The following is a 2,456-nucleotide window of genomic DNA, read 5'->3' on the forward strand; positions in this document are numbered from 1 at the left end:
GTTCCTCGTGAAGACGCTGCTGTCCATGACGCTGGCCGTGCTGTTCATCCTGCTGCCGTGGCAGTATCCGTTCCAACCTATCCAGATGACGCTGATCAGCGCGTTCACCATCGGGCTGCCGTCGTTCGTGCTGGCGCTCGAGCCCAACAAGGACCGCATCAAGGGGCGCTTTTTGGAGAACGTCATCGTGAAGTCCATCCCCGGCGCCATCTGCGCGGTGCTCACCATCCTCATTGTGAACACGGTGGGCTACAACGTGCTGCACCTCGATTACGAGCACGTGTCCACGCTGTGCGTGCTGCTGACGGCCTGGATCGGCGCGCTTCTGATCGTGCGTCTGTCCATCCCGTTCACGCCCATCCGCGCGGCGCTGCTGGTCGTGGTGGTGGGCGGCACGGTGCTCGGAGCCACGGTGCTGCACGGCCTGTTCGGCATCGAGCCGTTCACCTTCGGCATGACCGTGCTGTTCACCGTCCTCGCCATTGGCGTGACGGGCCTGTTCCACGTGCTGTTCGGCATCTTCGACGCCTGGCATGCCAAGCGTCTCGCGAACATGGTGTAGAAAAGCGGCTGCTGGCTTTCCGATCGTCCTGCGGGGCCGGCGCTTCGCGGGCTGCGGGCGGGCGGCGCGTGCTCTCTCGGACGGCGCCGCGCTTGTGGCGGATGCGGTCGTTTGCTATGATCGCCTTGCGGCGGCCGGCAAGCCGGCTCGCCTCCCCGTGGATCGGAGGATCTATGCACGGCAACGTCAGCAAGGTCATCGCGGCGACGGCGGCAGCGTCTCTGGCGTGCGAAGTGCCGCTTCCGGCATTGGTGGACGAGGTGGTGGTGGCGAGTCCGCGCGATCTCGGAACCGATGCGTTCGCCGAGGAGCTCGGGAGGGTTTTAGGGCGCGAGGTCGCGACCGACCCCGCCGACCTATTCCCGGTGATCACGCACGAGGCGTACCTGCCCGAAACCCACGACCCCGAAGCGCCGCAATCCCCTCGCCGCCCGCAAAGGGAATACCCCCGCTAGCAACGTTTGCTAGCGCCTGCGGCCGAAGCCGCTTGCGCCGTTGCGGCGCAGGGAGCGCGAGAACGCCGCGCTGCCCACCGTCGCCTTGGGTACGAACTGGCTTGCGAGCGCCTTCTCCGCCTCCGTCGCGTCGTAGCCGTCGATGTCCAGCGTGGGGATGCGCTCGCCCAGCAGCTTCTCGATATCGAGCAGTTGCGCCTTCGCCTCGGGGCTGACGAACGAGATGGCGTAGCCGGTCTCGCCGGCGCGGCCTGTGCGGCCGATGCGGTGCACGTAGTCCTCGGGGCTCTCGGGCAGATCGTAATTCACCACGTACTCGATGTTCGACACGTCGATTCCGCGGGCCAGCACGTCGGTGGCAACGAGGACGTCGATGGCACCTTTGCTGAAGCCCTCGAGCGCCCGCTTGCGCTGCACCTGCGTCTTATCGGAATGGATGGAGTCCGCGCGGAAGCCTGCACGCTTCAGCTGGCCGGTGCATATCTCGGCGCGCGTCTTCGTGTCGGTGAACACGATGACGCGCTTGCTGCCGCGCTGCTGGAGCACGAGGCGCAGCAGCTCGGGCTTCTTCATCGGGCCGACGGGGATCATGAACTGGTCGATGGTGTCGGCGGTCTCGCCTTTGTGGGACACCTCGACGAACGCGGGATCCTTCAAGATGGAGGACACGCTCTGCATGACCTTGCGGTCGAGCGTTGCCGAGAACAGCAGCGTCTGGCGCGAAGAGGGCGTGGCGGCCACGACCTTCTTCATGGTAGGCCAGAAACCCATGTCCAGCATGCGGTCGGCCTCGTCCAGCACGAGCACCTCCACGTCGCGCAGCTTGACGACGCCGCGTTCCATGAGGTCGTACAGCCTGCCGGGCGTGGCCACGAGGACGTCGATGCCGCGGTCGAGCTTCGCGATCTGCCCCTTGTACTTCGTGCCGCCCATCACGGTGAGCATGCGGCGGTTCGACGCTTTCGCCAGCTGCGTGCAAGCGGCGTCGATTTGCTGGGCCAGCTCGCGCGTGGGGCTCACGACGAGCGCCCGCGGCGATCCCGGGCGCTTGGCGCGGCCGATGCGCTCGAACAGGGGCAGCGCGAACGCGGCCGTCTTGCCGGTGCCGGTGGTCGCGGCGGCCACGACATCGCGACCTTCGAGGACCAACGGGATCGCTTGCTCCTGCACGGGGGTGGGGGCGGTGAAGCCCATCCGCTCGACGGCGGAAAGGGTCGTCTCGGACAGGCCGAGGTCTTGAAACGTCGAACTCAAAGCGTATCTCCAAGCATCATTGCGGGATTCGCGCGACGCGCCGCGCCGGCGGCTCGCATCGCGTGCGGCGCGGATGTGGGTGCGCACCGATCACCTGCGTCTATGATAGCCTATCATGCGCGTTTGCGGGAGGTTCCGCGCGAATACCCCGTAACCCGAGGCATTGCCGACGCGACGGGCAGGGG

2 protein-coding genes and 1 pseudogene are annotated in these 2,456 nt (G+C 66.7%); 2 read left to right on the plus strand and 1 reads right to left on the minus strand.

What is annotated here, in order from left to right; all coding sequences use genetic code 11:
• Positions 1-562, plus strand: a pseudogene (locus tag ACMO6A_RS11370) (haloacid dehalogenase); the annotation flags it as partial.
• 173 nt (positions 563-735) lie between these two features.
• Positions 736-1,017 carry a beta-ketoacyl synthase gene (locus tag ACMO6A_RS11375; protein ID WP_418471288.1) on the plus strand — a complete coding sequence of 94 codons (282 nt, stop codon included), beginning with the start codon at positions 736-738 and terminating at the stop codon, positions 1,015-1,017.
• A gap of 9 nt (positions 1,018-1,026) precedes the next feature.
• Here the strand turns inward: ACMO6A_RS11375 and ACMO6A_RS11380 are convergent, their stop codons facing one another.
• On the minus strand, positions 1,027-2,271 hold the full coding sequence (locus tag ACMO6A_RS11380) for a DEAD/DEAH box helicase (protein ID WP_157003536.1): 1,245 nt from the start codon (positions 2,269-2,271) through the stop codon (positions 1,027-1,029).
• Between the last annotated feature and the right edge of the window lie 185 nt (positions 2,272-2,456).

The sequence above is a fragment of the Eggerthella sp. genome (assembly GCF_048329335.1).
Taxonomy (GTDB): Bacteria; Actinomycetota; Coriobacteriia; order Coriobacteriales; family Eggerthellaceae; genus Eggerthella; species Eggerthella lenta.

Coding starts and splice junctions, on each gene's coding strand:
- ACMO6A_RS11375 (WP_418471288.1), top strand. CDS start 736: ATGCACGGCAACGTCAGCAAGGTCATCGCGGCGACGGCGGCAGCGTCT.